Annotated in this window: 24 protein-coding genes and 2 pseudogenes; 21 read left to right on the top strand and 5 right to left on the bottom strand. The window is 34.6% G+C overall.

Annotated features, from left to right (window positions below):
* The first annotated feature begins 44 nt into the window (after nucleotides 1–44).
* A complete protein-coding gene (locus K0U91_RS12890; RefSeq protein ID WP_220179940.1) occupies nucleotides 45–368 on the top strand; it encodes a DUF962 domain-containing protein in 324 nt (107 codons plus the stop codon).
* An 85-nt stretch (nucleotides 369–453) separates the two neighbouring features.
* Here K0U91_RS12890 and K0U91_RS12885 read toward each other — a convergent pair whose 3' ends face one another.
* The gene (locus K0U91_RS12885) at nucleotides 454–1,386 is read right to left on the bottom strand and encodes an SPFH domain-containing protein (RefSeq protein ID WP_220179939.1); all 933 of its coding nucleotides are present in this window, start codon (nucleotides 1,384–1,386) and stop codon (nucleotides 454–456) included.
* A 217-nt stretch (nucleotides 1,387–1,603) separates the two neighbouring features.
* On the opposite strand from K0U91_RS12885, the gene K0U91_RS12880 reads away from it, so the two are divergent.
* The 6 genes from K0U91_RS12880 (at nucleotide 1,604) to K0U91_RS12855 (ending at nucleotide 5,370) form a co-directional block, all read left to right on the top strand.
* The gene (locus K0U91_RS12880; RefSeq protein WP_220179938.1) at nucleotides 1,604–2,176 is read left to right on the top strand and encodes a Crp/Fnr family transcriptional regulator; all 573 of its coding nucleotides are present in this window, start codon (nucleotides 1,604–1,606) and stop codon (nucleotides 2,174–2,176) included.
* Between the two features lie 159 nt (nucleotides 2,177–2,335).
* A complete protein-coding gene (locus K0U91_RS12875; protein ID WP_310796507.1) occupies nucleotides 2,336–2,818 on the top strand; it encodes a YceI family protein in 483 nt (160 codons plus the stop codon).
* A 34-nt stretch (nucleotides 2,819–2,852) separates the two neighbouring features.
* Nucleotides 2,853–3,071, top strand: a complete 219-nt coding sequence (locus K0U91_RS12870) for a tautomerase family protein (protein WP_047446301.1) — start codon at nucleotides 2,853–2,855, stop codon at nucleotides 3,069–3,071.
* Nucleotides 3,072–3,078: 7 nt separating this feature from the next.
* Complete coding sequence (locus K0U91_RS12865) at nucleotides 3,079–3,810, top strand: SDR family NAD(P)-dependent oxidoreductase (RefSeq protein ID WP_220179936.1); 732 nt, start codon at nucleotides 3,079–3,081, stop codon at nucleotides 3,808–3,810.
* A gap of 2 nt (nucleotides 3,811–3,812) precedes the next feature.
* Nucleotides 3,813–4,265, top strand: a complete 453-nt coding sequence (locus K0U91_RS12860) for a nuclear transport factor 2 family protein (RefSeq protein WP_220179935.1) — start codon at nucleotides 3,813–3,815, stop codon at nucleotides 4,263–4,265.
* 31 nt (nucleotides 4,266–4,296) lie between these two features.
* Nucleotides 4,297–5,370, top strand: coding sequence for an NAD(P)H-dependent flavin oxidoreductase (locus K0U91_RS12855; protein ID WP_220179934.1), 1,074 nt, complete (start codon nucleotides 4,297–4,299; stop codon nucleotides 5,368–5,370).
* A 69-nt stretch (nucleotides 5,371–5,439) separates the two neighbouring features.
* On the opposite strand, the gene K0U91_RS12850 is transcribed toward K0U91_RS12855, so the two are convergent.
* Nucleotides 5,440–6,795, bottom strand: coding sequence for a deoxyguanosinetriphosphate triphosphohydrolase (locus K0U91_RS12850; protein ID WP_220179981.1), 1,356 nt, complete (start codon nucleotides 6,793–6,795; stop codon nucleotides 5,440–5,442).
* Nucleotides 6,796–6,866: 71 nt separating this feature from the next.
* Between K0U91_RS12850 and K0U91_RS12845 the strand changes: the two genes are divergently transcribed.
* From K0U91_RS12845 to K0U91_RS12795, 11 genes and pseudogenes are all read left to right on the top strand, one after another.
* Nucleotides 6,867–7,598: a DNA-formamidopyrimidine glycosylase family protein gene (locus tag K0U91_RS12845; RefSeq protein WP_220179933.1), complete on the top strand. Its 732-nt coding sequence runs from the start codon at nucleotides 6,867–6,869 to the stop codon at nucleotides 7,596–7,598.
* A 559-nt stretch (nucleotides 7,599–8,157) separates the two neighbouring features.
* Nucleotides 8,158–8,619, top strand: a pseudogene (locus K0U91_RS12840) (MepB family protein).
* Nucleotides 8,620–8,784: 165 nt separating this feature from the next.
* Complete coding sequence (locus K0U91_RS12835) at nucleotides 8,785–9,492, top strand: AAA family ATPase (protein ID WP_220179932.1); 708 nt, start codon at nucleotides 8,785–8,787, stop codon at nucleotides 9,490–9,492.
* Nucleotides 9,489–9,860 (top strand): hypothetical protein, encoded by a 372-nt coding sequence (locus K0U91_RS12830; RefSeq protein ID WP_220179931.1) that lies wholly within the window; start codon nucleotides 9,489–9,491, stop codon nucleotides 9,858–9,860. Before K0U91_RS12835 ends, K0U91_RS12830 begins: the two co-directional genes overlap by 4 nt.
* A gap of 45 nt (nucleotides 9,861–9,905) precedes the next feature.
* Nucleotides 9,906–10,634 carry an ankyrin repeat domain-containing protein gene (locus tag K0U91_RS12825; RefSeq protein WP_220179930.1) on the top strand — a complete coding sequence of 243 codons (729 nt, stop codon included), beginning with the start codon at nucleotides 9,906–9,908 and terminating at the stop codon, nucleotides 10,632–10,634.
* Nucleotide 10,635: 1 nt separating this feature from the next.
* Entirely contained in the window at nucleotides 10,636–11,313 is a 678-nt protein-coding gene (locus K0U91_RS12820) for a hypothetical protein (RefSeq protein ID WP_220179929.1), read from the top strand.
* Between the two features lie 86 nt (nucleotides 11,314–11,399).
* A complete protein-coding gene (locus K0U91_RS12815; RefSeq protein WP_220179928.1) occupies nucleotides 11,400–12,026 on the top strand; it encodes a hypothetical protein in 627 nt (208 codons plus the stop codon).
* A gap of 228 nt (nucleotides 12,027–12,254) precedes the next feature.
* On the top strand, nucleotides 12,255–13,112 hold the full coding sequence (locus K0U91_RS12810; RefSeq protein ID WP_220179927.1) for a hypothetical protein: 858 nt from the start codon (nucleotides 12,255–12,257) through the stop codon (nucleotides 13,110–13,112).
* A pseudogene (locus K0U91_RS12805) lies at nucleotides 13,103–13,199 on the top strand. Before K0U91_RS12810 ends, K0U91_RS12805 begins: the two are co-directional and overlap by 10 nt.
* A gap of 152 nt (nucleotides 13,200–13,351) precedes the next feature.
* Entirely contained in the window at nucleotides 13,352–14,848 is a 1,497-nt protein-coding gene (locus K0U91_RS12800; RefSeq protein ID WP_220179926.1) for a reverse transcriptase domain-containing protein, read from the top strand.
* 544 nt (nucleotides 14,849–15,392) lie between these two features.
* A complete protein-coding gene (locus K0U91_RS12795; RefSeq protein WP_220179925.1) occupies nucleotides 15,393–16,085 on the top strand; it encodes a hypothetical protein in 693 nt (230 codons plus the stop codon).
* 338 nt (nucleotides 16,086–16,423) lie between these two features.
* Here K0U91_RS12795 and K0U91_RS12790 read toward each other — a convergent pair whose 3' ends face one another.
* Nucleotides 16,424–19,426: a LamG-like jellyroll fold domain-containing protein gene (locus K0U91_RS12790; RefSeq protein WP_220179924.1), complete on the bottom strand. Its 3,003-nt coding sequence runs from the start codon at nucleotides 19,424–19,426 to the stop codon at nucleotides 16,424–16,426.
* A gap of 327 nt (nucleotides 19,427–19,753) precedes the next feature.
* Between K0U91_RS12790 and K0U91_RS12785 the strand changes: the two genes are divergently transcribed.
* From K0U91_RS12785 to K0U91_RS12775, 3 genes are all read left to right on the top strand, one after another.
* Nucleotides 19,754–20,245, top strand: a complete 492-nt coding sequence (locus K0U91_RS12785; RefSeq protein WP_220179923.1) for a hypothetical protein — start codon at nucleotides 19,754–19,756, stop codon at nucleotides 20,243–20,245.
* 156 nt (nucleotides 20,246–20,401) lie between these two features.
* Nucleotides 20,402–20,623 (top strand): hypothetical protein, encoded by a 222-nt coding sequence (locus K0U91_RS12780; RefSeq protein ID WP_219969342.1) that lies wholly within the window; start codon nucleotides 20,402–20,404, stop codon nucleotides 20,621–20,623.
* A gap of 37 nt (nucleotides 20,624–20,660) precedes the next feature.
* Complete coding sequence (locus tag K0U91_RS12775; RefSeq protein WP_220179922.1) at nucleotides 20,661–21,503, top strand: transporter; 843 nt, start codon at nucleotides 20,661–20,663, stop codon at nucleotides 21,501–21,503.
* 114 nt (nucleotides 21,504–21,617) lie between these two features.
* Here the strand turns inward: K0U91_RS12775 and gcvP are convergent, their stop codons facing one another.
* Complete coding sequence (gene gcvP, locus K0U91_RS12770) at nucleotides 21,618–24,476, bottom strand: aminomethyl-transferring glycine dehydrogenase (RefSeq protein ID WP_220179921.1); 2,859 nt, start codon at nucleotides 24,474–24,476, stop codon at nucleotides 21,618–21,620.
* Nucleotides 24,477–24,933: 457 nt separating this feature from the next.
* Nucleotides 24,934–25,584, bottom strand: coding sequence for a J domain-containing protein (locus K0U91_RS12765; protein WP_220179920.1), 651 nt, complete (start codon nucleotides 25,582–25,584; stop codon nucleotides 24,934–24,936).
* Between the last annotated feature and the right edge of the window lie 48 nt (nucleotides 25,585–25,632).

Here is a 25,632-nt window from a genome sequence, read left to right as displayed (position 1 = left end):
CGAAATTATTGCTAAAGTTTATAAGAACTTTAAAACTACCTACCATGTCCGAAAGAATCAAAACATACAATGAGTTCTACGAGTTTTATCTCGATGAACACAAGAAACTAGGAACAAGAATTTTTCATTTCATTGGAATCCTGTTTGTTTTTCTAGTGATTGGATTTGTCATTTACACCGGAAAAGAAAGATTCTTGTGGTATATTCCGATTTTAGGCTATGGTTTCGCATGGCTGAGTCACGCATTTATTGAGAGAAATCAACCTGCAACTTTTAAATATCCGCTTTGGTCTTTAATGTCAGATTTTAAACTGTTTTTTGAATTATTAATCGGGAAGCAGAAGTTTAAAGCCAGAGATAAAGAGTAATTATCTTTTCAAATTAAGATCAATATGACATAAAAAATCCCTTTCAATATCTATTGAAAGGGATTTATATTTACATTAAATTATATTAATGCTCATGATTTCTGGGAGGTTCGGGTAAATGCGCTTTATTGACTTCATCCATTTTCTGCGTTGCAGCCATAGAAACAACCAATTCATTCAGCATAGAGCTTGCTGCTTGTGGCGAATTGGGCAGTAGCACCAGATTACTTCTGTTATTGGCTCCGATGGAATGTAAAGTATCATAATGCTGCGTCACCACAATCAATGCTGAAGCCTCCTGTGCATTGATTCCTGCAGCATTCAGCATTTTCACTGATTCCTCAAGACCTTTTGCAATCTCTCGTCTCTGATCTGCAATACCTTGTCCCTGTAGTTTTTTAGATTCAGCTTCAGCCTTTGCAACGGCAACAATTCTTATTCTCTGCGCTTCAGATTCATATTCTGCTGCAGTTTTTTCACGTTCCGCAGCGTTGATTCTGTTCATGGCATGTTTTACCTGCTCATCGGGATCAATATCAGTTACTAAAGCCTTAATGATATCATAACCATAACTTTGCATTGCTTCTTGAAGTTCACTTTTTACAGCCACAGCAATATCATCTTTTCTTACGAAAACATCATCCAATTTCGTTTTCGGAACTTCTGCACGTACAACATCAAATACATAAGAAGTAATCTGATTTTCAGGATTTTCTAAACGGTAATAAGCGTCTTTTACATTTTCTCTGATCACCTGATACTGTACGGAAACTTTCATTTTGATAAAAACATTATCCAGAGTTTTGGTATCAATAATAACGTCCAATTGCTGAATTCTAAGATTCAGGCGTTTTGAAATCTGATCCAAAAAAGGAATTTTTAAATGCAGACCAGCATGGCTCACTTTTAAAAACTTACCTAATCTCTCTACAACAGCAGCAGATTCTTGCTTGACGGTGAAAAAAGAAGCGAATAATGTAATAAGTCCGAAAAAGACCAAAATACCTAAGTATATCATAGTTAATAATTTTTTTTAAATGTAGAGAAGTTATTTATGTTTCTTCAATATAAGACAAAATTTATAAGCCTATATCTTCAAAAATAAGTAAAATAATTATATTTAATATTACGAAAATAAAAACCTTTATTATAATGTTCAAAAGATACCATTAATTCTTTTTTTACATAGAAAACATTTCAATAAAAAACCTAATTTTGATTACTAATTACTCATTATGCCCGATCCAAAAGAAATATTAAAAGAACATATCTCAAACTTTGCTTCTCTCAATGAAGAACAATTTGATTATTTTTTTTCGCATTTTAATATGATCAATTTACAAAAAGGGCAAATGCTGATCACAGAGGGAGATTCCGTTGATCACGAGTATTTCGTTGTTGATGGTTGCCTGAAAGCATTTTACCTTAATGACAATATGAAAATGTTTATCCTGCAGTTTGCAATGCCGAACTGGTGGGTATCAGATTTTGACGCTCTTTACAGCAAAAACAGAGCAACCATTAACGTTGACTGCATCACCAGTGCCAATATTTTATCAATCTCAAATGAAGACCGAGAAAAAATCTGTAAAGAAATTCATGAGGTTGAGCATTTTTTCAGATGGCGTACGAATAAAGGCTATGTTGCAGCTCAAAAACGTCTGCTTTCTTTCATGGATAATGATGTAAAATTCAGATATGAAGAGCTTTTAGCGTTGTATCCTCAACTATACAATTTAGTTCCAAAACATCTGATTGCTTCTTATCTGGGAGTTACAAGAGAAACTTTGAGCAGGCTACGTCAATAAATATTACAGTTAAAACCGTTCACATAACTCCCCATATTTCGTGATCTACATCACGTAACATTTTTCTTTAATCAGCTGACATTTGTATCATCATTTAAAACAAATCAAAATGGATACAAAAAATTTTAAAGTAACAGCGAAAACAGCTTAGTTGAATGGATCGGAAGAAAAGTAACCGGAGCTCACAACGGAACAATCGAAGTAAAAGAAGGAAATTTCACTTTTGAAAACAACATTCTTTCTTCAGGAAAATTTGTCATCAATACAAGATCAATCAAAATTCTTGACATCGATGATTCTGAAACAAACGCACAATTCGCCAATCATTTGGCTTCTGATGATTTCTTTAACTCAGATCAATTTCCTGATGCAGTTTTCGAGATCAAACACGCAGAACCGGGTGAAAACAATTTTTACCACGTAACCGGAGACCTTACCATCAAAGGAATTACACACTCACTGGAAACGACTTTACAGATCGTGAAGACAAATAACGCTGCAGTTTTAGACACTAAAATTGTGATCGACAGAACAAAATTCAATATCAAATTCAGATCATCCAATTTCTTCAGCAATCTTGGAGATACTTTGATCTTCAACAATTTTGATTTGAATGTTCACTTAGTTGCAGACGCAAATTAACCTAAATTTAAAATTAACCTTAAAATTTAACATCATGCCATTCATAAAAGTAGATGTTTTGCGCGAAGATCTTAATCGCGAAAAAAAACAACAATTAATCAGAGAAATAAGTAAAGCTGTAACAACAGTTTTGAATAAAGATCCACACTTGACACACATCGTGATCAATGAAATAGAAGACGACAACTGGGGATACGCCGGAGAACAGGTTACCGTCCTGAAAGAACAAGGATTTTCAACTGAAAAAAAGTAAATCAGACATGAAAAAACAAACAGTAATCGTTACAGGCGCATCATCAGGAATCGGTTTGGAAATTGCCCGTTATTTTCTGGACAGAGGTGATAATGTGGTCATAAATTCACAAACAGAATCAAAATTACGACAGGTTTACGACGAATTGGGAGCAGGCGAAAACCTTGCAATGGTCGCAGGAAGTGTTGCAGATAAAGCCGTTGGAGAAAAATTAGCAAAAACAGCGATTGAAAAATTCGGTTCCATTGATGTATTGGTCAACAATGCAGGAATTTACGAAAACAAACCGTTTTTAGAAGTTACGGAAGACTATTTAGATAAATTTTTAAATACCAATTTAAAAGGAACATTCTTCACAACGCAATCCGTAATTCCTCAAATGCAGAAACAAAAAGATGGAGTGATCATCAATATCGGAACTCCGCTTGTGTATCACGCGATCGCACAATCTCCGTCAACGGCACCAATTTCGAGCAAAGGAGCCATTCACGCTTTGACATTGCAATTGGCAGCAGAATTCGGAAAAGATAATATCAGGGTAAATGTCGTTGCACCAGGGCTGATCAGAACACCGATGCACGATGAAAGTATCGATAACAATGCAGGAATTCACTTGATCAACCGTATTGGAGAACCGAAAGAGGTCGCTCAAATGGTTCATGCTATTGCTAAAAACACATTTATCTCAGGCGCTATCATTAATGTAGATGGAGGAATGGGCGCCGGTCATCAATTGTAAAAATGAAAGTTCTACTATTATTTGCATGGCTGTTTATCTTTCCGGTAAACAGCTTTGCTCAAAAAATCAAAGTCATGAAAACAGACACAGTACAAGAAACAGAAATAAGAAATGCCATCGAGCAATATTATTTTAAAGGAATTTATGAAGGAAATACCGGGCTTCTAAAACAGGTTTTTTATAAAGATGCTCTTCTTTTCGGAGATATAAAAGGAGTTCCTTACTACAAAACCGCCACACAATATATTGAAGGTGTCGGAAGCAGAATAAGTCCTCAAAAATCGGGGAAAGATTTTAAGCCGACAATTATCTCTATCGACGTGATAAACACGATTGCCACAGCAAAATTAAATGTAAAAATGTATGATTTTAATTACTATAATTTTATAACTTTCCATAAAATTGATGGTAAATGGCTCATCGTCAACAAAACATTAACTGATGTAGAACTTTAATTTTAAATTTTAAACCAAAATCATCAAAATCATGTGGAATAAAAACAGAATAACAGATTTATTGGGCATAGAATATCCAATTTTTCAGGGACCTTTTGGTGGCGGATTATCAACAGTTGAATTAACCTCTACGGTCAGTAATCTCGGTGGATTGGGCGGTTTCGGAGCTTATACATCGTCTCCCGAAGAAATTTATGAAATTGATAAACAGATAAAGTTAAAGACAGACAAGCCTTACAATCTCAATCTTTGGGTAAACGATCATGATATTATTGATGAGGAACATACTGAAAATCAATATAAAAAGACGGTTGAAATTTTCAAGCCTTATTATGACAGCTTAAATATTGAGGTTCCTGCGCTTCCACCCACTTTTGAGTCGAGATTTCAGAATCAGTTGCAGGTTGTTTTTGATATTAAACCTAAAGTTTTCAGTTTCATGTTCGGACTTTTGGATCAGGACATTATTGAAAGATTGAAAAATCAGGGAACGATCGTTGCGGGAAATGCCACAACGTTAGACGAAGCCATCGCTTTGGAAAACATCGGTGTAGAAGTGATTGTCGCATCAGGTTTTGAAAGTGGCGGTCACAGACCTTCGTTTCTGGATAAAGCTGAACTTTCAACGACGGGAACTTTTGCTTTAATTCAATTGGTTAAAGATAAAGTGAAAACTCCCATTGTAGCCGCCGGCGGAATTGCCAACGGTCGCGGAATCGCTGCAGCAATGACTTTAGGAGCAGAAGCCGCACAAATCGGAACTGCATTTTTAGCAACCGACGAATCCGGAGCATTGCCGATTCACAAAGAATTTCTGTTTTCAGAAGCCGCAAAATCCACTACCCTTTCCAGAGCTTACACAGGAAGATTAGGACGCGGGATTACCACAGAAATCACAAGAAAACTCTTGACAGCAACAGATCAAACCTTGCCATTTCCTTTGCAGACAACTTTCATTTCATCCATGAGAAAAGCAGCATTGGAACAAAAAAAACATGAATTGGTTTTCTTCTGGTCAGGACAAATCGCTCCAATTTTAAAACATAAAAAAGCATCAACATTAATGCATTCATTAATAGAAGATGCAAATGAATTGTTAGTTTGATTTGCTGGATGTTGTCATTTTGACTAAACAAACTCCCAGCCTCAATCTCCAATCTTCCTAACCTAAAATTTACATCGTCATTCCGATATCAATTCCTTTTATTTTTCTATATAAATCTGTTGCGTAATTGTCTGTCATTCCTGAAACAAAATCAATAACACCCAGAGTTTTCTGATAATCGCTCCCCTCTTCGTAAACAAATTGCTGCGGCAGAAGTTTCAGCGCCATTTTATCGTATGATTTTCTTTCTTCTTTCACTTTTAAAACTGAGGGTATAAAATGATTCAGCAATTCATACATTACATTGTAGCCTGCGTTTTCAATTTCTACCACAGCTTTGTGATTGTAAATTTTATCAATAGAAAAACTTTCAATATCCTTTAAAGCTTTATTTTCATCTCTATAAATATCAAGTAATGCCTTGTCTAAATCTCCGGATAGAATTTTATTAAAATTCTGCTTATAAATTTCTAAAGATTTATTGATCAGAGCATTAATTACTTTAGCGCGCAGATAAGATATTCTTTCATTATCGTTTGAGATTGCAGACAGTTTATCTTTTACCCTTTTAATATCATTGGTTTCAGATTTTACGAGTTCAAAAAAGAGGTTTTCACATTCTGCTGTTGAGACAATTCCCAGTCTGTGAGCATCTTCCATGTCGATGATATTGTAGCAGATGTCATCTGCTGCCTCTACAAGCCAAACAAAAGGATGTCTCTTAAAAATCTGCGGCTCATCGCCCTCAGAAATCATGTTTGTTGCTTTAGCAATTTCTAGAAAAGTTTCTTTTTCATTTTGAAAAAAACCGAATTTCTTACGGTGCAGAATTCCTTTTTTTCTGGCTACAGCTTCACAAGGATATTTCGCAATACTCGCCAATGTGGCAAAGGTAAGTTGTGCTCCACCCAGATCTTTACCTTGCTGCTGATGGGCGAGAACTCTTATAGCATTGGCATTTCCTTCAAAATTAACAAGATCTGCCCATTCTTTTTCTGAGAATTTTAACTTTAAATCTTTTTCATTTTTATCAAAATAACTCGCAATCGCATCTTCTCCTGAATGTCCGAAAGCAGGATTTCCAACATCGTGACAAAGACAGGCTGCCGCAATTACATTTCCTAAATTATGAAGATAAAAATTCTTAGAATCTTCCGTCAGATCATTTTGATAATTATCGTGAATAAATTCTCCGATAACACTTCCCAAACTTCTTCCTACAGACGAAACTTCTAATGAATGCGTCAGACGATTGTGCACAAAAACACTTCCCGGAAGCGGAAAAACCTGCGTTTTATTCTGCAGTCTTCTGAAAGCCGAGGAGAAGATAATTCTGTCAAAATCTCTTTGAAAATCTGTTCGTGAAGCTTTTGTATGTGGATTATTTCCTGTGCGCTGATTCGTAAAAATCTGATTCAAGTTCATCATTTTCCAAAATTAATTCAATTTTTACTTTTAAAGGAATAATATTTGAGTTTTTCTTTAAAAACAAAGCTATGCCTGAAGGTCCAACAATTGTTCTGATGAAAGAAGATCTGCAAAAATTTGTAGGTGAAAAAGTTACTGAAGTTAGCGGAAGTGAAGTTCCCGAAATTTCCAAAGTCAATGGCGAAATTCTCCGCGAGATAAAAACTTTTGGAAAACAGACTTATCTTATTTTTGATACGATTATTTTCAAAATTCATCTTATGATGTTCGGTTCATATAGTTTGTACAAAAGAAAAGATATTGACACGCTCCGACTGGGATTAACTTTTAAAGATGACGGAATGTATTTTTATACCTGCGTGGTAAAAATTGTAGATGAGAGTTTATTATTAAAAATAAATTGGGAAGCCGATATCATGAGCAGGAAATGGAATCCCGAAAAAACTGAGCAAACTTTAAAAACAGCTTCTAAAATGATGATTTGTGATGCATTAATGAATCAGGATATATTTTCCGGCGTTGGGAATATTATTAAAAATGAGGCTTTGTTCAGGACCGGCATTCATCCGGAAAGTCTGATTGGAAATCTACCGGAAAAAAAACTGAAAGAAGTGATCGCAGAAGCCCGAAATTATGGTTTTGATTTTAAAAAATGGAAAAAAGCAAATGTTTTGAGCAAACATTTTCAGATTTATCATCAGAAAAAATGTCCGATTTGCGGTTTAGAAGTGATTAAAAAAGATACCGGAAAAAGTAAACGGACCAGTTTCTTTTGTGAAAACGATCAGAAATTGTATTGATCTCTATTTTTTCTCAGATCATTTTAGACAAAAAGCATTCTCATTGGATGCTTTTTTTATTTTCTAATTACCGCTGAAATATATTTTGGTATTGTCAAATTTTAAACAGAAAATACGAAAACATTAACATATTTGCAATTTTTTGCGAATAGAATAATTTATTTGATTAATGTTTTTTGATTAAATCGGTGAATAATAAAATCAAAAACTCTTGTAAATATGAACTAAACATGTATAAAACCCTGATATACATCATATATATTTAATTTGGAGGTAAAATTAAAACCCTTACTTTTGCATTATAGAATTCACAATAATAAACCAAATAATTAAAAAATTAACAATATGATCGCTTACATCGGAATCGCAACATGCGCAGTTTTAGTTTCTTCTTACATCGCAACTGTAAAAAAAGAAAATAACTAAATATCTTTATCATTATTAATAATATGTTTGCAGTCAACGACTGATCTATCTTTGTTCATTTCAGTCGAAGTTAGATTCAAAAAACATAAAAAAGTGATTATAAGTCTTGAGCAGATTCAAAATTCAGTTTTCTGTGCTAAGCTTGATCATTTCTCATCTCCAGCCAGATTCTGAATGTGAAGATTACTGTGGTTACAGTTTTCGGTTGAATCATTTCAATATTAAATTCAGAAAGGCTAAAATCACCCCCACGAAAGTCGGTCAGTTTGTGACTTTATGGAAGAGAAATCCTGAAAGCAAACAAACCGGACCATTCACTTCTGAAGATCCGTTCGATTTTTACATTATCTTTTGTGATCATGATGACAGATCAGGATTCTTCTTCTTTCCATAACAAATTCTTATTCAGAAAAACATTCTAACTACCCTTGTTAAAGGTGGAAAGAGAGGTTTCAGAGTCTATCCTAATTGGGATTCTCCTGAAAATAATCAAGCCACGAAAACCCAAAGGTGGCAAAAGGATTTTTTCATTGATTTTTCAGATGACGATTTTTTTACAAAAGTCTGTCAGTTAAATTGTTTCAACATGAATTAAAATATATCAAGAATCAGTGAGACTCGTACAGTCGTTAAAGTGAAAACTTCCCTATACTTTTTAAATTTATTCGAAGTGACATAATTTCTAAAAAATCCACTCTGTCGACAAAAAGTTTAGAAAGAATTATCTTTGCCACGACAACTCTTTTAATAAATCAAAATAATGAATCTGTACAATCTCATCATTCAGGACAAAGAAGAAGTAACGCTCGATGATGTTTTCCTGGAACCTAAAAATAAGGAACAGTTTGTACAGCTTATCAAAGAACAGACCTACGCCAAAGAATTATTTGAATATGGACTTCCCGTCAACAATAAAATCCTTCTCGAAGGAAGTTCAGGATGCGGAAAAACCATGACCGCAAAAGCCATTGCGAATGCTTTGGGAAAAAATATCATCATTCTCAACCTCAGCAATATCGTTTCCTCAAGAATCGGCGAAACCTCGCAAAATATCAAAATGATTTTCGACAAAGCTGCAAGAGAAAGGTCTGTGCTTTTTCTTGATGAACTCGACCAGATCGGGAAAGCTCGTGGAAGCGACGACAAAGATGTGGGAGAAATGAGAAGGCTCGTCAACACTTTGATTCAGCTGATCGACTATTATCCTGAAAATGCGTTGTTGCTTTGCGCCACCAATCACGCTGAAATCATCGATACCGCTATCATCAGGCGTTTCCAACTGAAAATAAAATACGAAATGCCTTCACAAGAATTTCTGGATTTTTTTTACGACAGTCTTCTCGCCAAATTCCCGGAAGATTTAAGGAATATTGACAGGAGCTATGGAATTTCGTTTGCTGAAGCGAAGGATTATGCTTTTACGGTGGTGAAGGGTAATTTAATTGGCCAACTGGAATCTAGAAAATGAAATTAATCTATTTGTTTTTTCTTTTTACAATATTTTTTTCTTGTGCTGAAAAGTTTACAGGAGAAGTAAGTTTTAAATCTTGTACGATTAAATATGATGTTCTGGATGAAAAAAAAGAGCACAAAATCAACGGTCAAAATAGGGTCGGAAATCAATGGAGATTTGAATCTGCAAAACAGGAATTGGCTCTTTGTCTTTGTGAAAAATATTTACAAAATCGGGATAAAGAAATCATGGAAAAGATTCTCACCATCTATCGTGATGACTTTCAATATTATCATAGGGAGAATAAGTTTAAACCCATAGATTTTGATTCCATTTTAAAAAGCAGAAAAGAAATTTTTGATTACAGAATTTTGGCTGACTAAAAAGATAATGTTTTATATTTAAGCCTTTAAAATAAACCTTACCGCATGAAAATCAAAACTCTTATTTTAGCTTTACTATTATCAGCATCTAACTTGGCTTATTCTCAAAAGATATTTAATGCTATTTCTGATCAGGATATCGAGAAAGTAAATAAATTACTGGAAAAAGGTGAAGACGCAAATCAATTTTCCAAAGAACATCAGATTACACCGCTATATGCAGCCGCAGGAACAGGTAACGAAAAGCTTGTTGAACTATTAATTGCAAAAGGAGCTGATGTCAATAAGCCTTTAAAAACAACAGCAACCCCTCTAAATTTAGCTTCTCAAGATGGATATACTAAGGTTGTAGAAATACTTTTGAAGAAGAATGCCAATCCGAATTATAAGGATGCAAATGGCTGGACAGCGTTAAGATTCGCAGTAAGGAATAATAAGCTTGAAATAGTAAAACTTCTGGTTGAAAACAAAGCTGAAATTGATGCACAGGCAGCAGATTTAGCAACGCCATTTGCAAGTGCAATCGGAAAAGGATATATCGATATTGCTGAATTTCTAATACAAAAAGGGGCAAATATTAATAACATTGATAAGGATCACGAAACTCCGATGATGTATTGTGCCGGAAGTGGAAAAATTGAGACAGTAAGATTTCTCCTTCAATACAAACCTGATTTATCTGTAAAGAACAAAGACGGCAAAACAGCATTGGATTTTGCAAAAGAAAAAAACCATCTGGAAGTGGCGAAGTTGATTCAGGAAAATATGAAATAGAATGAGGAAAATTCTAACAAGAATTCCATTTTATCAGTTTGTCATTTTGTTGTTATTGGTTTGTTGTAAAACAGCCGATAGCTTTTCATTGAGAAAAATGAATAAAAATGAACGATTTGATTTTATCTCATCAAATATTAAAATAAGTAATGGTGTTGATTTAGGAAATGTAATCTACCATTTAAAAGAATCTAAAGTAGACCTGGATCTGTATCATAAAATCCTGATGGATAAATTAAAGGATGCTAAATATCCATACGATATTAATTTACTGGCAGAAATTTTACTCGAGAACGAGCATAATAAACCGGAAATTGAAAGCATTTTAAATTCAAAAATCAAAATCTGGGATACAGGAAATTGGTCAGAAAAATTCTGGTATTTGATCAAGGAATATAATTTAAAAATTACTGAACCAACTGATTATAGTTTGCAAAACGATTTCGAAAAAAAATATAATATTTTGGAATTTATGAAAGCAAAAATCACCGAAAATGAGCTTGGTGAAAATCCTTTATTAATGGTTGATGAGAAAATTACAAGCTATGAAGAAGGTAAGCTCATTGAATATTTAAATACGTTGGATATAAAACAGATAGATTACACATCAAAACAACAATCAGTTAATTTATACGGAAAAGATGGGATTGATGGATTCATTAGAATTACAACACGATAATAATCTACTTTTAAGAAAAATATGTTTTTGATTTAGCAATACACTAATCCTAAATTGGCGAAACTTTAAATCATCATTTACCACATATGAATAAATATATCACTTTCTACCAAGACCTTAAAGCTTTTCTCATAGACCATCAACTTGAGGAAAAACACAGTTTCATTGAGATTCCTGAAATAGAAATTGATAAAGCTTCTCAAAAAATTCCGTTAGCGTATAAAGAATGGCTTAAGATTTTTGGAAACGTCAACTGCTTATTGAGTTTCCCCTATTTTGAAGATTATTCACTGGAAAAATTGATAGAACTGCAAGACGAAGAAGAAAGCGCCATGCAGTTTACTGAAGAAAAAAGAGATTTGTTATTGATCACCTTCGAAGGCCTTCTTTACGTCTATATTGTAGCGGAAGAAGAAAATCCTACAACCTATTTTGTAGGAATGAAAAGTCAACATTCTGAACAAAACTTTAGATCCAAAGGAAGATTTACAACCCATATCCGATCACATATTATGACACTGATGCATCATTTGAAAAACTTAAATAAGCTTCCTTCAAACATTGAATGGTTCAAAGAGAAAAACGTTTCTGATATATTTGACAAAACTATTGTTTCAGAGATCGAAGAAATCGAAGATCAGCGGGGAAGTTTTTTTTCGATCCCGGAATATATTGATTTCTTTAATTCGAAAACTACAGCCGAGACACTTTAGGCAAGAATTGGTTCTGAAATCAACATAATTGATCATTATCCTTATTCATGTTTAATTATATTATATTGTAGTTGGACCTTCGGGTTTGACTTTTTTGTTTATTCTAAGCCAATTAAAAACTTTGTTATTATTCTTTTTATACTTAAAATAAATAGTTTAATTTGGGTAATAATTATTCTTAACAAATAATAATTAGAATTTTAATAGTCCTAAAACATAAATAATAATATGAGAAGCAAACAATTAAAAATATTATTTCAAGAATTATCTAATTTAAATAATTCATTCACACACTATTTTTTTGTTTGGACACAATTTGGCTTGGATTATACACATGTAATTAATGATAAAACTAATAAGTTAACATCAGATATATTTAAAAAAAATGACTTTTCTAAAAAGCATAATATTAGATTATCAAAATTAAAAGATGAGCATGAAAAAACAAATCAAACACTTCTTAATGGTATTTTTACTATAATCTATTCATATTTTGAAAATTATTTAAAAGAGATATATTTACTTGCAAAGAAGATTGATGATTCATTACCGGAATTGAATGAAGGCAAATTTGATAATGATGATATTGTTGTATTAAAAGTAATCAATAGACTTAACTTGAATAAAGAAGATCTGGAATCCAAATATTTATTAACTTTAGACTATATTCGATTCAAACGAAATCGCCTTATTCATCAAAGTTCTAATAATATCAGTCGATCTTTTAGAGAATTTATAAAAGTAAATGGAGTACAACTAAATTTATTTTGGAATGAGATACTTCCTAAGCAATTACAAGGAATAGATTTTTCTAACTATGAAAATGCAAATCAAATCTCATATAATATTCTTATTGACTCTTTGAATATTGTAAGGAGTATTTCAAATTATTTAGATAATTTTATAATACATAATTTTGAGCAATCAGCATTTATAAAAAAAGAGGTATTTGTCGAATTCATGAAAATAAATGGCTATAAAAACTATAGTTTAGCCGACAAAAGAAACAGAAAAAAAATTATAGGCTTTTGTAAAATGGAGTATGGTTTTGAACCATCAGATCAAGATCTTGAAGCGATGGTATAGCTTAACTGGTTAGAGCGTTCCCTTGGAAAATGTTTTATTTACAGCCTTTTCCAAGGAGATATATTGGTTCGATCCCAATTACCATCACAAATGTTATGCTACTAAAGGTATCTTTATAAGATAGTTGAAATTTTAAATTGAATTGTTTTTATTAACCCAATATGGTGATTAAATAAATAGTAATAGAATTAAACTTTGAGTACATGACATTTATAAATAATACTAATAACTATTATTAAATGAAGAATATTCTCGAAGTTAGTTCTCACGAAGCAAAAATTTTTTTTTTAAAAAAAGAATCATATTCACGTCTAGAGCTTCCACATTATTTCAATTTTCAACTAATTATAAATAAAATTGATGAAAAACTTATAAATAGTGACTTAAAAGATTTTCGTTCAAGTAGTCCTCGTGAGTTTGAAAATGTTAATTATAAATTAATTACAAATAAAGATGGTAAATATGCTTGGAGACCATTTCAATTAATACATCCTGCCATATATGTTAATCTTGTTAATCGAATCACAGATGAGGGAAATTGGAAATTTATTATTGATCGATTTAAAATATTTAGGAATAATAAAAATATAGAATGTCATAGCTTACCACTCATCTCAATAACAATAGATAAAGATGATAAAAGAGGACAAATTTTGTCATGGTGGCAATTAATAGAGCAAAGGTCTTTACATCTTTCATTAGAATATAAATATACTGTCCACACTGATATAACTGATTGCTATGGTTCAATCTATACTCATTCTATACCTTGGGCTTTACATACGAAAGAGGAAGCAAAAAAAAGAGTAAATAGAAATTCTGGCAGTATTGGAAATATTATTGATAATCATTTGCAAGATATGAGCTACGGTCAAACTAATGGAATACCTCAAGGAAGTGCGCTAATGGATTTTATTGCCGAGATTCTTTTAGGATATGTTGATTTACTATTATCTGAAAAATTAAAAAGTCTAAAAATTGAAGAGTATAAAATATTGAGATATAGAGATGACTACAGAATATTTACAAATAATTCGCTTTTAGCAGAAGAAATTTCTAAATACTTAGCAGAAATATTATCTGGATTAGGATTGAAAATCAATGCCGAGAAGACACAATCTTCAAATGATTTAATAAAAAGTGCAATCAAATCTGATAAAAAATATTGGATTTTGAATAAAAGAATAGCTGGAAATAAACAGAAGTGGTTATTGCAGCTATATTTTCTTTCTGAAAATTATCCAAATTCAGGAACAATTGATACAGAAATGAGAGAATTTTTAAAAGTTTTGCAAAAATCAAAAAGAACGGATTATGATGTAATTACTTTAGTGAGTCTCACAACACAGATCGCTATTAAAAACCCAAGAGTAGTTCCTACAGCTATAGCAATTTTAAGTATTTTTCTATCTAAAATTAAAGATGGTAGTGATAAAAAGATAATTATTAAAAATATTAAGAAATCTTTCACATCTATTCCAAATTCCTCATTAATAATGATCTGGTTTCAACGTCTATATCTAACAATTGGTAAAACTATAACTTTTGAAGAATTGCTATGTAAAAAAGTCATAAATAAAAATGTAGAGATTTGGAATTCGGAGTGGTTAGATGGTAGTTTGAAAAAAATAATTGATCATACTGAAATAGTTGATTATAGAAAAGTAATCAAATCAAAAGAAAAATTATTAAAAATTGAACTTAAATTTATTACCAGAAATTCCAATGATTACTAATAATAGAAAGTCTTCGAATTTGCGTTCAATAATAATCTTTATTAAAACAATCAAATATATTGCCCTCCCGCGAGGTTTTTCCCATTAAAAAAACAAACCAATCCCCTACTATTCAAAAATATTTTTATATTTGTTGAAGAAAAAACAAAATGATGATCTATACCCACTCCCCTGCAGTTCATGCAGCACCTCCCACAATTACACGATTCAACAGCCCATTCAATGGCATCACACCTATTGGTGATTTCGAAAAACCCGTCAACCATTTCGTTGTAGCGTCAAAGTAGTTAGGTGATCGCTTCAATCGCTTAGAAATAGCATTCAAGCATTCCGTTGGGCGCATCAACTCCTTCGTGAAGACGTTCAAGGGTTCCGTTACGGCAATCAACCATTCCGTTGAAGCGATCAACCATTCCGTTGAGGCAATCAAGTACAGGTTGTTCTATTTCAGTACTTTACAGCCGTTTCGGAAGGATCAATAATGGTAACTGATCAATATATACAGACTTTAAACTAATTTTTAAACACAAAAAATAATTGCATTATGAAAAAAAACCAGGTTACCCGCAATTTTAAACTGACCGATGCTGTCCTAAAACAGAAGGCAGATGAAATGATCACTTTGATCGACAGAGATCTCATCGAATTTACAGACCGTGGCTACAACGCCGCCAAAAAGACCGAACTGACCACCGCCAGAAACACGGTAGACAACTTCCCAAATGATGAGCAGCTGGAAGCCGTTAAAATAGATCTTACCGAACAAAAAGATGCCGCCCGAAAAGCACTGGAAAAATCCATGCGCAGTATTTTTAACAGGGCAGAAAATGTTTTCGGACAGCAAAGTGCCAAGTACAAGGAATTCGGAAATGCAGAGATCAGCCAGCAAAGTGATGCCGAGATCGTACGGGTCGCCAAGATCATGAGCTTAACGGCTGAGAAATATCTTGACGAGCTTGCGGATGAAGGTCTAACTACCGACAAAATCAATACCCTGATTACGCAGCGTGATATTTTGGATGTAGCCATCGATGCACAGGCTCAAGGTATTTCTGACCGTGATGTTGCTACCGAAAGCCGTATTGAAGCACTCAATACATTGTATGAGCTGCTCATCAAATACGCAGGCATCGGCCAGGATATTTTCTATGAAACCAACGAAGCCAAATACAACGATTACCTCATTTATGATACGCCAAGCGGACTGCCGGAAACGCCGCCTGTTAGTCCATTATAAATAGTTTCAATGAAATCCCTCTTAGTTTAAGAGGGATTTTGCTTTATGCGACATTATTCATTGACAATCAATGAGAAAATTCTCCTCCTCCGGAGGGGTGGATTTTTCCGACAGGAAAAAGACGGGGTGGTTTAATAAGCAAAAAAGTAACAAGAGTGAAAAAATTATAATTGTCACCATGAAAACCACCTCGTCAAAAATTCTTACGAATTTTCGCCACCCCTCCAGAGGAGGGGAATTAAGAGGAAGATGATTGGGTATTAAGCGAAGAAAAATCCTTTCAAAAAATTGAAAGGATTCTTCTGATGAATATGAAATTAACTAAGTGTGCTCTTTTTTTACTCAACAATAATCTTAAAATTACTGTTCAGGTTGTCTCCTGAAACATTCAGAATATAGTTTCCGGATACTTTTCTTCCGCTTATATTCAGATTAAAAGTTCCGTTTCCGTTAGACTTTAAAGTTTCCTTAATAATCACTTTCCCGGTCATATCCATTACAGTCGCCGTTAAGGTTGATTTTTTATATTCCGGAAGCTTGATGTACAGCTGGTCTTTTACAGGATTCGGATATACTGATCCTACATTTTTGCTGATGCTGAATTCTGCATTCCCCAAAACCGCCTGGTTGTATAGAGCAGATATTTCCGTTGGAGATAATGCATAATTGTACATTTTCAGCTCGTCAAATGCACCTTTATAAGGAGCCGGAGCATTGGTAGTTGCTAAAAATTCCAGCTCACCGATGTTTCCGATAATTAGATCACTTGCCTCACCAATACCCGTAACAGCAGTTTCATCTCCTTCAGTACTCAAAACTCCGTTGGTGTAAATTCTCATTTTATGGGCAATAATATCTCGTTGGATCACCACATGCACCCAGTTATTCGTAAAATAATTGGCAATTGGCGAGGTGATTTCCTTTTTCGTAACATCATCATCGATCGCATATCTCAACTGGCCACCTTTGATTTCTATGTTAAAACGTTTACCGGTAGCACCAGTCACTGTATTAGCAGTAAATGAACCTTTACACAATACATACAGACTGGTAGCCGATGACGATGGGATCATGCTTACAGGAGCTTTCATCCAATAAGAAACGGTGAATGAGTTGTTATTAAATAATATCTGATCCTGATGCGGAATACTTGCTATATAAGGAGTATTAGGCGAAGTTGCCAGATCAAGCGCGTTGTTTTCTTTACCCGGTACTCTTACACTTGCGTTGTCGTATGCAGCATTTAAAACACCATGATTCGCATAAGGGGTAACATCCGCAATCTGTGTTCCTGATAAAGGAGCTTCTGCGAATGGCCAGCTTCCTACAAGCGTTGGGGTTATTGCTTTAAAATTCCAAACAACTCCTGTAGTAGTTCCCAAAGCATTAGTAGCATCAATTCTCCAATAGTAGTTAGTCGCCGTATTTAAATTGCTAATCTGATATGATGGTGTTGCAGAATAAGGTACCGTTGCAACATTATTTAAATTTAAAGGATTTGTTCCAAAATGAACGGTATAACTTGTCGTATTGGCACTGCCTGTCCATTTTAAAAGAAGGTTACCATTATCCAACTGGACATTAACATTTCCATTGGAAGGATTAGGACTTGTCGCCTGTGTCGGTGCTGAAGGAACCGGCGGTGTAGTGACCGTAGCATTTGCGGTATACACCGAAGAATCTGCAGCATTTACAGCCTTAACTCTATAATAATACTGAGTGTTTGGCGTTAAACCTGTTTCATTATAGCTTGTTGTGTTCGCAGGAAGCGTTGCTACTACGGTAAAAGCAGTTCCGTTTGGAGAACGTTCTAGTACATAATTGGTTTCGTTGGCAGCATTCTCACTCCAGTTAACCGTTAAAGAACTGGCTGCAGGAGTACCTCCTGTGAGCGCATTGGTAAAATTCAGATTCGATGGCGGAATAATAAAATCCGGCGGAACGGTATTAGGCAAATTATTGATATATACCTCAATATTTAAATAAGGTGCATTCGTACTGCTTACTGCCAAAGCGTCAAAAACATTCGGATTCAGTCCGTTTGCAGTTTCCCAAGCATCGGGCATACCGTCATTATCCGTATCCAAAGGAGCCGGAGCACCGTAAACGTGCCCTGCACCACCATTGGTGAAACCAAATTGAGTCGTTAAATCTGTCTGTACATAAACATAAGTAGCAGTTGTTCCTTTTGACATCAGATCTGAAATCATCAGTTGATCTACCTGATCACGTCTCGGATAAGATGCACCTGCGCCGGTAATTATTTTGTCATATGCACCTTGAGCAGTAAGTACTGGGTTTTTCACAGGATAATCATACGGTACAGATAATATTGATGCAGCATCTCCTGTAGGAAATCCTGTTAAATCCTGTGGGACCAAAGTTCCATCCAGAATTCCGTTTTTATTGTTATCAAAATAATTTCCGGGACCGTATAAATTGAAATTCGCATTTCCTACACTGAAAGGAGTAGAAACTGTAGGACTCGTATTCGGGCCTCCAATGAAATAATTGTTGATGATATTGGCAAAAGAGCTCCCTGCAGAATCCCCTCCCATAATGTAAGCCTCACCAGATTGGGTATGTCCATAGGTGTTTCCGTAATTTCCCCAGTTATAGACTACATTATTTACAAACTCGTTGATTCCTTTAATTTTATTATTACGGGTTTTATTACAGATGTATAAATTCCCTATTAAACTGATCTTTCCTCCCGGTGGCGGTTGCATTAAACCACCTGCAGAGTGATTGTGGCGGTGCATTCCCTGTCCGATAATAGAATTCTGAATCGTAATGTTATCCGGACTTACTCCGTTATTATCCCAGTTCACGGAGAATACTTCATCTGTACCCCAGGTAAAAGTAAGGTGATCTAAGATAATGTTGGCACCATTGGCAATTCCTGATGCATCCTGGTTTTGAGATGTTCCGCCATAACGGTGACGAACGTATCTGGAAATGGTGTTATTAGCCCCTGAATATGAGACTCTAGCTCCTAAAAATACGATTCCTTCTCCCGGAGCTGTTTGTCCCGCAATCGTGGTATTGCTTGGTACAGCAACTACAGACTGTAAATTGATTATTCCTCCCACTTTAAAAATCACAAATCTACCCGGCTGGCTTACGGCATCACGGAACGAACCCGGCCCGCTGTCGTTCAAATTAGTTACCAGATATATTTGAGGAGTTGCAGCACCTCTCGCTCCGGTGGTATATCTGCCAAAACCGGTAGCTTCAGGAAATGCCAAAGTTTGGGCACCCAAATCAATGGTGGATAAGGTCAATCCACAGAACAATAAAGATTTTAGAGTGTGCTTAAATAGTAAAGTTTTATTTTTCATAAGTATTAATTTTGTGTTAACCAATCTACCCACAAACGCAAATATGAGCATCCTGTCCCATCCTGCTACTTTCTAAAAATCAAACATTTACAATTAAAATCATTACTAATATGCTGAGTAAACCAATTTTAACATACTGAAAATGAAAATTTGAAATGAGAAAAATTTTTCTTCTTTTACTCTAAAACTTTAAATGTGTTATATTGTGAGTTTGAATTTATAATTGTTTTGCTGGTGACATTTATTTAATTTTAGAGAAATATAACTTTAATTGACGTTTAGAAATCCCAAAAAATTTCAAATAAATAATAAAACAAATAATTCAATATGACCTTAAAAAACACAATCTTATTTCTATTGGTATTCTTTTCTTTTACAGTTTTCGGACAGGAAATAGAGTCGGAAGCAGGCGGACCTCCAAAAATCGCTGAACTTCTAGGATTTTGGAAAAAAGTAGAGCTTCCGAATGAAGAAGAATTTAACAAATACAATCCCTGGCCTCAAAAGTTTCAATGGTTTGCGTTTTACAATAATGGTAAAGTATATTCAATGATGTCTGATGATGATGCAGATTATTCATCAAAAGATTTAAAGGAAATATTTGCAAGTTTGCCAGCCGAAAAAACTCCAAACTATCAATTAGACGGACAATTTCTGACTATTGATAATAAAGATATTAAAAACTATCAAGAACTTTGGGGAGTAAATTTATTCGCAACCGACATCAATGATCTTTTTAAAAAAGGCCGTTTAATGATGACATTAGATGATGGAAACGGAAATGTTATTTATTTTAGATTGCTGAGCCGAATACAATAATCCAGCTTACATGACTTCTTATTTTTTGAATTTTTGCTCTGTGGCTTCGTTATTGCGTTACGAAAAATATAGCATTTTAAATTTAAGATCAACGTCAAAGTGATTACCACTAAAATAGAATTTGCTATATAATGTATAACACTAAAAAATATCATTATGCAATTTATTGAATTCAAAAAAGAACATTTTATTCACGATGAAAAAACCGGCAACTATTCTCTTGAAATTCCAAAAGACGAGATAGGTTTTGGAGATGTCAGGTTACAAAAGAAACAGGATGATGGTTCTCTTGCCAAAATTGACGCAGAAATCATCGATGATCTTAAACAGATAAAAATCATTCTGGAAAGTCCGCAAGATATAAGAGTAAATTTTTAGCTTTTAGCCGCATCCTTCACCAACATAAACTATAACCATGAAAAATAATCACAAGCTTTTTAAGGTCATTTTTGGCGTATTGGTTATGCCGGTTGTATGCTATGGTCAACAAGAAGCACAAAATTATTCCCTGTTCAATCCTGTTCCCCATTCTCTTATGAGGGAAATGGAAACCGACAGACCTGATGTTACAGAATCACCGTATACAGTAGATGCGGGACATTTCCAGTATGAAACTGATTTTGTAAGGCTGGTAAAAGAAAAATCTGAAGAACAGAAAACCAATACATTATTGCTCAACCAGGCAAACATAAAGATCGGACTTACCAAAAGCACCGCTATACAGATTGGTTTCCAGACTTATGGAAGACAAAAGGAAACAGACATTGTTTCCGGAAGTACCGAGACAACACATGGTTTTGGTGACGTGACTTTAAGAATCAAACAAAATTTGATAGGAAATGATCAAGGAAATTTTGCTTTGGCATTATTACCTTATATAAAGCTTCCAACCTCAACATATGATGTGACCAGCCGTCTTGAAGGTGGTTTAATTGTTCCGATGCTCTATAAATTGCCAGGAGAATGGAATCTAGGATTTCAGGTTGAAGTTGACAGACTAAAAGATAAAGATCAACAATCGATGCATACTGAATTTCTGCAGACATTGGCTCTTAGCCACCAATTAATAAAAAATATAGACGGGATAGTAGAAACTTATTATACTTATGATCTTAAAGCTCATGAGTTGTCTAATTATTTAAATGCTGCTATTCAGATAGAAGTTGCGAAAGATTTCAAACTTGATGCAGGGGTTAATTACGGGATACAGCATCATGCGGAAAAAAATTATTTCGTTGGTGCTTCGTATCGTCATTAGATTTAGCATAAATGAGAATAAAGATTTAAAGCTCAGATTTAAACAGATTCTTCACTCAAAATAAAAAATCCCTCTCATTACTGAAAGGGATTTTTTTTATCTAAAAACTTTTAATTACATATAAGCTTCAATCGGCTCACAAGTACAAACTAAGTTTCTGTCTCCGTAAGCTTCATCTACTCTTGCAACCGTTGCAAAAAATTTGTGCTCTCTTACCCAATCCAAAGGGTAAGCTGCCTTTTCTCTGCTATATGGTTTATCCCAAGAATCGGAAATGACCAATTGCTCGGTGTGAGGAGCATTCTTCAATACATTATTTGCCTGATCTGCTTCACCGTTAGCGATCTCATCAATCTCTTGTTTGATTGCGATTAGAGCTTCTGCAAAACGGTCGATTTCAGATTTGCTTTCAGATTCTGTAGGCTCAATCATCAATGTCCCTGCAACCGGGAAAGAAACCGTAGGTGCGTGGAAACCATAATCCATCAATCTTTTCGCAACATCAGCCACTTCAATTCCCAAAGATTTGAACTGACGGAAATCTACGATACACTCATGCGCTACTCTACCTTCAGTATTTGAATATAAAATAGGGAAATGCTCTGCTAAGATTTCTTTTAAATAATTTGCATTTAAGATTGCGTGCTCAGTTGCTTTTTTCAAACCTGAAGTTCCCAACATTTTGATGTAAGCGTAAGAAATATTTAGGATCAGTCCGGAACCGTAAGGCGCTGCAGAAATTCCTTCAATCGCTTCTTTTGAACCTACTTTAATATTAGCATTCGTTGGCAGGAAAGGAACTAAATGTTTGGCAACACAGATCGGACCAACACCAGGACCTCCACCTCCGTGAGGAATAGCGAAAGTTTTGTGAAGATTCAGGTGACAAACGTCTGCTCCGATGTTTCCTGGACTTGTATATCCAACCTGAGCGTTCATGTTCGCTCCATCCATATAAACCTGTCCGCCGTGATCGTGAACCAACTGGGTAATTTCTTTAATGTTCGCATCAAAGAATCCGTAAGTTGACGGATACGTGATCATTACACAAGAAAGGTTTTCAGAATACTGCTCTGTTTTAGCTTTGAAATCTTCGAAATCAATTTCTCCGCTTTCAAGGTTTTTAACGACAACAATTTTCATTCCTGCCATTGCTGCAGAAGCCGGGTTTGTTCCGTGTGCAGACTGAGGAATCAACACCACATTTCTGTGACCTTCACCTCTTGAGATGTGATATTCTCTGATCACCATCAAACCTGCATATTCTCCTTGAGCTCCTGAATTTGGCTGAAGTGAAGTTCCAGCAAAACCTGTGATTTCAGAAAGATCCTTTTCTAGTTCTTTGATCATTTCCTGATAACCTGCTGCCTGATTTACCGGTACAAATGGGTGAACAGCTCCCCAATTGTCCCAAGAAAGTGGCAACATCTGAGTTGCAGCATTCAGCTTCATGGTACAAGAACCAAGAGAGATCATAGAATGTGTTAATGATAAATCTTTTCTTTCAAGACGTTTAATGTAACGCATCAATTCTGTCTCCGTATGGTATTTGTTGAATACTTCCTCAGTCAAAATTTCATCTTTTCTAAGATTTTCTTCAGGAATACTGTATCCTTCTTTTATTTCTAATTTAAAGGTCTGCTTGTCTTTAAACTGAGCGAAAGAAGCCATCAAAACATTCAGTTTTTCAAGCGTGGTACTTTCGTTGATTGCAATGCTCACAACTCCTTCAGTGAAGTAGTTCAGGTTTAATCTGTGATCAAGCATCATTCTCATCAATCTCGTCTTCTCATTTTCAGACATCATGATTTTAACGGTATCAAAAATCGGCTCTTCAACCGTCTGATATCCTAAGGCTTTCAATCCGCCTTTCAAAGCATTTGCTTTAAAGTGAATTTGATCGGCAATATAATTTAATCCATTGGGACCGTGATAAACAGCGTACATTCCGGCCATAACCGCTAAAAGAACCTGAGCCGTACAGATGTTTGAAGTTGCTCTTTCTCTTTTGATGTGCTGCTCTCTTGTTTGCAAAGCCATTCTCAATGCACGTTTTCCGTACATATCCTGAGAAACCCCGATAATTCTTCCAGGAATATCTCTTTTATAATCTTCCTTACAAGAGAAAAATGCTGCGTGAGGACCTCCGTAACCCAATGGAATACCAAATCTCTGTGAAGTACCAACGGCACAGTCAGCGCCCATTGATGCAGGAGATTTCAGTTTAACCAAAGCCATAGGATCACAAGCTACAACAACCTGCAAATCTAATTTTTTGTATTCTACAATATCTTCAGTGTAGTCTAAAACGATTCCGTTTTTACCTGGATACTGCAATAAAACTCCGTAGTAAGATTCGTCGAACTGGTGCGTTTTGTGGTCACCTTCTACGATTTCGATCTCTAAACCTTCAGCTTTTGTTTTTAAAACAGAAACGGTTTGAGGTAAAACCAAATCAGAGATAAAGAACTTGTTGGCTCCTGCTTTTTTCTGATCTTTCGTTCTGTTGTTGAAGAACATGTGCATTGCTTCTGCAGCAGCCGTAGATTCATCCAGCAAAGATGCGTTTGCCAAAGCAAAACCTGTCAAATCACACACAACAGTCTGATAATTAAGCAGAGCTTCTAATCTTCCCTGAGCGATCTCTGCCTGGTAAGGCGTGTACGCTGTGTACCAGCTTGGGTTTTCAAAGATATTTCTCTGAATCGCCGATGGCAATAAGGTGTTGTGATATCCGAAACCGATATAGCTTGTATAATCAGTGTTTTTAGATGCCAATTCTTTTGAATGATTCAGCATTTCATACTCTGAAAGCGGTTCTGAAATGTTCAGATCATTTTCTAAACGGATAGATGATGGAATGGTTTGAGAAATCAATTCTTCGATACTTGAAACGCCAACTTTTTCCAACATTGCCTGCTTATCGGCTTCGTTTAAGGAAATGTGACGGCTCACAAACTGCTCTGTATTCATTTTTATATATTAGATTTTGTTTGAAAAAAAAGATTCGTAAAATTACGATTTTTAAAATGATTTCACAACCTCAGTAGATGCTTGTGATTGGCTTTTTGCAATTGGCTTTAAAAAAGTTGTTTTAAAACTTGACAAAATGTGATTACACGCATTATATAGAATTTATTTAAATCTTCTATCAGCAAGATTTGGATGGAGATTCTTACAGCAGCTTTAAAATAGCACTACAAATAATCTGCTAATCAATATTTTAAAAAATTTGAAATTTATTAATTATATTTATTCTAAATTAATATATTTGCAGTATGAATATCATTACTCCTTTTAAAGTTCCGCCATAGACACCGGTATTTTCTTTCAAGAATGAAGAAATGTTCTGTGGCGACAAAAAATCTTGCTGTAAAAAATTTAAGAAAGGAAAACGTTGCAAAAAGTGCCCGGGAAATAAGAAATTGGCTTAGTTAGTTATACTGCTGATTAAAAAATATATTGCTAAAGCTAAAATCAATAATCCAAAAATTAATCTGAAAATTTTTGGCTGACCTTTAGGATTTGCGACAGTTCGTGGCTGCGATTTAAAAAGTTCTTCTGCTCTATCCCTGAATTTTTCGCCGTCAGATTCAAAAACCTCTGTTATTGTAATTCCCTGAACGACTGTTTTGTGCAAAAGCGAATTGGTTGCATGCAACAACAACTGGAATTTTCCGTTTTTAAATTCTGTGATTTTAAAAACTCTTTCGCCAAAAGCTTTCTCCAACCCGAACGGTAAAACTTTGACTACATCAGCATTCTGGGTTTGCCATGTGATAATAATCTCCTCTCCTTTTTTCGCATGAATTTTATTTGCCGAAAAGGTCTTAATAGAAGGCGGAACGGTATACCTAAAACTTTTCTGCTGACTTTCTAAATTCTGGTCATACGTAATTCTTCTTCCTTTATCACTTAAAGTCTCATACGCCTCCTGAATTTCTTTAAAACGTTCAGCAAAAAAAACGTCGTTCTGGTTTTTATCGGGATGGTATTTTAATGAAAGTTTTCTGTACGATTTTTTGATGTCTTCATCCGAAGCATCACGAGAAATCCCAAGAAAATAATAGTAGTCTTTCATTTAGGCTAACAAAAATAAGGATTTTGTTGATGTAACCCAAATGTAGCA

The sequence above is a fragment of the Chryseobacterium sp. LJ668 genome, from assembly GCF_019613955.1.
Lineage (GTDB): Bacteria > Bacteroidota > Bacteroidia > Flavobacteriales > Weeksellaceae > Chryseobacterium.
The sequence above is the reverse complement of the archived record's forward strand: the minus strand, read 5'-3'. Positions and strand labels throughout refer to the sequence as shown.